This is a genomic window from Pseudoduganella sp. RAF53_2 (genome assembly GCF_052113985.1).
In the GTDB taxonomy this organism is placed as follows: Bacteria; Pseudomonadota; Gammaproteobacteria; order Burkholderiales; family Burkholderiaceae_D; genus Rugamonas.
In genome coordinates this window covers 1-6,134 of the sequence record NZ_JBFRDW010000355.1, presented here as the reverse complement: position 1 = coordinate 6,134, position 6,134 = coordinate 1, and the positions used below count along the sequence as shown (strand labels likewise).

The 6,134-nt window shown below is 59.4% G+C and carries 5 protein-coding genes and 1 tRNA gene; 1 reads left to right on the top strand and 5 read right to left on the bottom strand.

Going from position 1 to position 6,134, the window contains the following annotated elements; translation table 11 throughout:
• Window positions 1–137: 137 nt before the first annotated feature.
• The 5 genes from AB4Z11_RS19805 to AB4Z11_RS19785 all read right to left on the bottom strand — a co-directional run bounded on the left by AB4Z11_RS19805 (window position 138) and on the right by AB4Z11_RS19785 (window position 5,568).
• Complete coding sequence (locus tag AB4Z11_RS19805) at window positions 138–308, bottom strand: hypothetical protein (protein WP_442027105.1); 171 nt, start codon at window positions 306–308, stop codon at window positions 138–140.
• A 1,245-nt stretch (window positions 309–1,553) separates the two neighbouring features.
• Window positions 1,554–3,404 (bottom strand): putative bifunctional diguanylate cyclase/phosphodiesterase, encoded by a 1,851-nt coding sequence (locus tag AB4Z11_RS19800; RefSeq protein WP_442027104.1) that lies wholly within the window; start codon window positions 3,402–3,404, stop codon window positions 1,554–1,556.
• 107 nt (window positions 3,405–3,511) lie between these two features.
• A tRNA-Arg gene (locus tag AB4Z11_RS19795) sits at window positions 3,512–3,587 on the bottom strand.
• 84 nt (window positions 3,588–3,671) lie between these two features.
• The gene (locus AB4Z11_RS19790) at window positions 3,672–5,093 is read right to left on the bottom strand and encodes an MBOAT family O-acyltransferase (protein WP_442027102.1); all 1,422 of its coding nucleotides are present in this window, start codon (window positions 5,091–5,093) and stop codon (window positions 3,672–3,674) included.
• Window positions 5,094–5,103: 10 nt separating this feature from the next.
• Entirely contained in the window at window positions 5,104–5,568 is a 465-nt protein-coding gene (locus AB4Z11_RS19785) for a hypothetical protein (RefSeq protein WP_442027101.1), read from the bottom strand.
• Between the two features lie 148 nt (window positions 5,569–5,716).
• Here AB4Z11_RS19785 and AB4Z11_RS19780 point away from each other — a divergent pair.
• A partial coding sequence (locus AB4Z11_RS19780; protein ID WP_442027100.1) for a hypothetical protein occupies window positions 5,717–6,134 on the top strand: 418 nt, incomplete at its 3' end.

Sequence of the window (6,134 nt, the reverse complement as noted above, 5' to 3'; positions counted from 1 at the left end):
CCCGTAGCCATTTCTCCGTAATTTCCCATTGTTTAAGAATTTCGAGATTCGTCATATTTTTACCTAGCTAGGTGGGCGTCTGTTCCTGGCCGTTTGTTGCCACCTTCCGAGCTCTCATGCTTCACGCCAGATATGCATCAATGTTCTGTGGCCGAAGAGGCTGCCTGCCGGACCATTCTGAGCTCGCCTTTATTATTGAACTCTTCTGCTGACATCATCATCTTCTGCAGGCGGAAATCGATTTCGAATTTCCTGCTCTTGTATTTCGTATTTTTCATTCCTACACATTGCAGAACTGTACTTTCCATACACGACCACTCCTTGACCGCAATATATAAGGCAAGAGTCCGGAGTGATTGGGCTAATTACTACTGAGGAGCCCTTCGCCAAAATCGATATATCGCAATTTGAGTCACTTCCATCGTCAGACCAACTGTCGGCGTGCCCTATTTCTCCGTGAATCGTACCCGACATGGTGCAAATGTGCCCATGGCTGTTGACAGTTTCGACATTAAAAGTAACCCTGTTCGTATTATCAAGTTTAACCGAAAATTCGCCACTCGCGCCTTCACGGCAGTACTGCTCCGTCTGGATATTCTGGGGCGCAGCGAATACTTTGACGTCGGACATAAAAAAGACAACAAATATTGTTGAACGTAGCATGAGCAGGAAACTTGTAGCGAGCGACATTTTTGACATATCTCAAGTTTTATGATTGTGAGGCCGCTATTGGCCGAGCGCGGCCGACGGCAGCCAGAATAGCACTCCTGCCGGCATGCAAGATGCGTGCTTTGTCATAGGATTCAATCACACGCCCGGCGTGTCAAGACCGTCCGTCTTTTATCCTCGGTATAAGGCGGAAAGTCCCAAAAATTTTCGACAGTCCCTGCAAATCCATTTCTGGTGGGTGTCAAAGTCATCTGCACACCCGAAAGGCCGTTGCTACTCCAAGTAATCGAAAGCGACTTCCCCTCCGCCACCCAGTATGCAGCTGAATAGTTGAACGTTTCCTTGGAGTGCACAGGTATCACACGAAATTTCGAAGTTCCAGCCCATGGCGCCTTTTCATGTTCGTCCGTAAGACGAATATCCTTTGCACGAACGAGATGTGCTGACTGTTTAGTATGCGGGAGAGACTCGTCCCGGCCCGCAATGAGCACCGAATAGCAGCCAATCACGTCGTCTTTGGCTTGGGCCAGTATGCAAGTCCCTGAAAGAAAAATGTATGCAATTGCTTTCAACCGCAACTCCGAAAAGGGTGGGCATAGCTGGCAGATGGTCCAGGCGCGAATCCTCAAGGTCCGTTGTTGGCCGTACTCGGCCAATGTCACGCAGCCTAACATCTTGCTTGGCCGAAAGGTTCACACTTTGTCACTAGGCGCGTCTCGCTCGTACCGGCCTTACCGGCACATCAATAGGCAGATTTGACGTCTAAAGGAAGTCACTTTCGCCTCTTCATGCCGCGACAGCCCACAGTCGGAGGTGCTTCCACGTTTCGCGGTTCCAGTTGGGCACAAATGGAAGGCTGCTTACTAATCGTGGGCTTCAAATCCCTATCCAGAGCGAGCGGCTTGCGCTGACATCATTTCAAGCAGGGCCGGTAACGGCGCTGGGCGGCCCAGAAGGTATCCTTGCAGCGCATGGCAACCATGGGCCGCGAGGAAGTCGGCCTGTGCTTGAGTCTCTACGCCTTCCGCCACGACGCGCAAGCCCATGTGGCCGGCCATTGCCAGGATCGCTTGCACGATCACCACGTCATTGGCGTCGTCCGGCATGTCCATGATGAAGCTGCGGTCGATCTTCAGTTCGTACAAAGGCATGCGCTTGAGATACGCCAGGCTGGAATAGCCCGTGCCGAAGTCGTCGATCGAAAAGCGCACGCCGAGCGCGGCCAGCTCGTTCATGCGCGCCACGGTTTCTTCCAGCTTTTCCACCAATAGGCCTTCCGTCACCTCCAGGATCAGCAACGAGGGTGACACGCGGTGTTCGAGCAGGACACTGTGCACCTGCTGCACGAAGTCGGCTTGGCGGAACTGGTCGGGCGACACGTTGACGGACAGTGGCAGCGACCAGCCCCGCGCCGCCAGGCGCTGCTGTGCCAGACAGGCCTGCTTCAGCGCCCACATCCCCATCCGCACGATCAGGCCCGCCTCTTCCGCCAGCGGGATGAAGATGGCGGGCGATACCATGCTGCCGTCGTCGCGCTCCCAGCGCATGAGCAGTTCCGCACCGTGAAGCCGGCCGGAGCAATCGAATTGCGGCTGATACAGCATGTGCAGCCGCTCATGTTCGATCGCCTGCGCTAGCTCGCGCTCCAGCGTCAGGCGCCGCTCGACTTCAGCCTGCATGGTGGATTCGAAGTAGGCGATGCCATTGCGGCCTGCGCGCTTTGCACGATACATTGCGGTGTCAGCTTCACGCAGCAAATCGTCGGCGCTCTGGCCAAACTTCGGCAGAAGCGTCACGCCAATGCTGGCGGAACAGACGTAGGACTGGGCGTCGATCTCGAAATCACGGGCCAATGCGGCACGGATCTTTTCCGCCACCAACTGCGCGGCATTGCCAGCCGCCGCCAAATTCGGCGCAAGGTGCGACAGCAGCACCACGAATTCGTCGCCGCCGATGCGCGCTACGGTGTCGCTTTTGCGAATCAGGCCCGACAGCCGTTCCGCTGCCAGCCTCAACAGCGTGTCGCCCGTGGCGTGTCCGCGCGCATCGTTGATGGTCTTGAAGCGATCCAGGTCCACAAACATCACGGCGCTGAACACTTGCTGCCGCTCAGAGCTGGCGAGCAGGTTGCCAAGACGGTCCAGCAGCAGGCGCCGGTTCGGCAGCCCGGTCAGCGGATCGTAGAAGGCTAATTGTTCGCCCTCGGCCAGCGAGCGCGCCAGGTGGCGCAGCAGCACGCCGCAGGTGAAGGTCAGGATGCCGGCAATGAACAGGTAGTTGAGGGCGACGATGACGGCGCGCAGCACGGGATCATTGGACAGGCCGACAGCGGCCGGTTCCGGCGCATATCCCGTCAGCACAATGGCCACGGCGCCGGCCAGGAGCAGCCAGATGGCAGGCCTCAGCCCGACCAGCAGCGCCGCTAGGCAGGGCACGGCCAGCAGATAGGTATGCGCCACCGGGCCGACCTGCAGCATCAGCGCGACGCCGACGGCGAATGCGATCAGCAGGAATTGCAGGGCACGCGCCTGATACGACATCCGCCCTTCCAGCCGCCACAACATGGTCAGCCAGCCCAGGGCAATCACGTCCACCACCACCACGCCCCACAGGCCTTCGTGCGCCGACTGCAGGATACTTGGCACCGCCGTGCAGATACCTAGAACCAGGACGACCTGCACCAAACGGGCAAAGATGGTCTCGCGCCAGTGGGTAATTTGATCCAGGGCACTCATACGCGCTATTCCTTGCTCTTAAGTGAACGGAACGGCTGTGCTTCGTTTCCTTGGGATAAATTTTACGACAGAGGTTGCCGAACTTGTGAGGAGTTTCGAAGGGAGGATGGCGCGGCTGGCGGGGATCGAACCCACGACCCTCGGCTTCGGAGGCCGATACTCTATCCACTGAGCTACAGCCGCTTGGAGAGACACGAAGAATAGCGGGTTTCCCGGTTGGCGTCCATCGGAAGGCGCAAGAATTGATAATTAAGCAACCAAGCCCAGTCAGAATTGGTAATAAATGAAGGCGGCCGAGCCTTGGGTGAAGATGGTCACCAGGTAAACCAGGCTGGCAAACTGGGCGCCGACTATCCAGGCAGGCAGGCGGGCCACCCATTCCATGAAGCTGTCGCGCCAGCGGACAGGCGAGAAATGCAGGAACAAAGCCGCCATCAGCGCCAGCGCCGCCTGCACTGACAGCGGGAAGGGGCCGCGCCAGGACCCGGCCATGGCGGAGACGAACTGGCCCACGGTGTCCAGATTCGGGCTGCGGAACAGCACGCGCGTCATCGAGACCATGGTGAACACCAGCGCCAGCTGCATTGCCAGCCGCGCACTGCGGTAGACGGGAGCCGGCTCGCCGCGCTTGATGCGGGCTGCGCTACGGACATGCTCCAGCGACACCAGGCTGCCGTGGATCAGGCCATACACCACGAAGTTCCAGCCCGCGCCGTGCCACAGGCCGATCGCCACAAACACGATCAACAGGTTGACGGACACCGGCACTTTCCACGCCTCGCTCAGCGGGGTGTACAAGTAGTTGCGGAAGAAGGACGACATGGTGATGTGCCAGCGCTGCCAGAAGTTGGCAATGCCGGTCGCCATATAGGGACGGTTGAAGTTGGACGGCAGGCGATAGCCCAGCATGCCGGCCGCGCCCAGCGCCATGTCGGTGTAGCCGCCCAGATCCAGATAAGCCTGCAGGGAATAGCCGAACATCGCCAGCCAGACGAATGGAGCGCTGTATTCGCCGGGATTGGAGAACGCCGGGTCGACTAGGTGGGAACCCAGCATATCCGCCAGCAGCACCTTTTTCACCAGGCCGCGCATGATCAGTGCCAGGCCGGCGAAGCGCTGATCGTCGCTGACGGGCGGCATCGGCTGCTGCAGCTGCGGCAGGAAATAAGCCGCAGGCACGATCGGTCCGCACAGCAGGCGCGGGAAGAAGGCCATGAACAGGGTGAAATCGCCCAGGCTGGCGCGCTTGGAAAGCCGTCCGGCATACAGGTCGATGGGGTAAGTGATGGCCTGGAAGGTCAAGAACGAGATCCCGACCGGCAGCAGCAGCTTCACCACCGGCACCAGCGCACTGCCGCCCAGCCAGACCGACAGGCTGTTCAGCATGCCGCCGAAGAAATTCAGGTATTTGAAGTAGCCCAGCACGGCTACGCTGGCGATCACTGCCAGTGTCACCGCATATTTCGCCGTGCTGCGGTGTTGCGCGCGCCCTACCGCTTCGCCTGCCGTCCAATTAATTAGCGTCAGGGACAGCAGCAGGCCCGTGAAGCGCCAATCCACCGTCGCGTAGAAGTAGTAGCTGGCCAGGGTGAGCATGGCTTTTTGTGCGCGATCGCGGCCGGTCAGCAGGGAATGCAGCGCCAATACGCACAAGAAGAAAACAAGGTAGCCAAACCCGGTAATTTCCACAGACGCTCCCTTACTGTCCGCTCAGGCGGTTGTCTGTGTTGATATGCGGTTCCAGCAGGCCGCGCTGCTCCAGTTCGCGCGCCAGATAGGCTGCAACATGCTGCTCGCCGCCATAGTTGAAGTGGCCGGCGTCGACAAAGAACTGGCGGCGGCCTTTCATTTCTTCGGCGAGGTCGATCAGCTGCACATGCTCGGACAGCGCCACGGCGATGATCGTATCGTTGTACATCTTGCCTGCCTTGATCAGGCCGTCGTAATCGAGGCAGGAGTTGTAGTAAAGGGCTGTCTCCGCAATGCGTGCGCCTTCTTCGCGGCCCAGGCCGTCGAAGGCGCGCGCCACCGTCATCAGCACAGGTTCGATACCGGACTCGCGCATCTTGTGCACCATATCGCGCAGCTTCTCGCCATAGCTGGCCGGGAAGAATTTGGCGGGATCGACGGCCTTGGCCTTGATTAGCGGGTCGCGCAGCGCCACGGTATTTTTCGCCAGCAGGCGCGGCGAGCGCCCAGCGCGGCAGCGATGGTGCGGGCAATGGCGATCGGACGATCGCCGTACTTTCGCGCGCGGCGGTACAAATGCCGACCATATCGTTAAAGCCGGGATAAAGCATCAGCACGGACGGATGCATGTCGATCAGGCCATGTTCGATCAGCAGGGCCGTGTCCCAGATCGTATGGCCCTCAATGCCGGCATTGATCACATTGACCGGCCCTTCCTTGCGCTTCCTGCGCAAGCGCTGCTCCAGCAGACTGGGGAAGGTTTCGACGTTGCGCCGCGCATAGGCTCCCGCGACGGTGGAAGCGCCCGCCACGGCAAGCCGCAGCTCGCTGCGCGCCAGCTCGCGATTCAGTTCGGGACTACGCAACCCCAGCGAATTGGTTTCGAACTTCACGCCCGGCTGCGCCGACGTGACAGTATGGTTGGGACGGTAGGTACGCACATGCCAACGCTCGTTGAAAACCACCGTTCCGCCGCCCGTCAGCAAAGCCGCAGCGCTGCGGCCAGTCTTCAGGTAAGACCGCAGCTGCATGGTGCCCTCC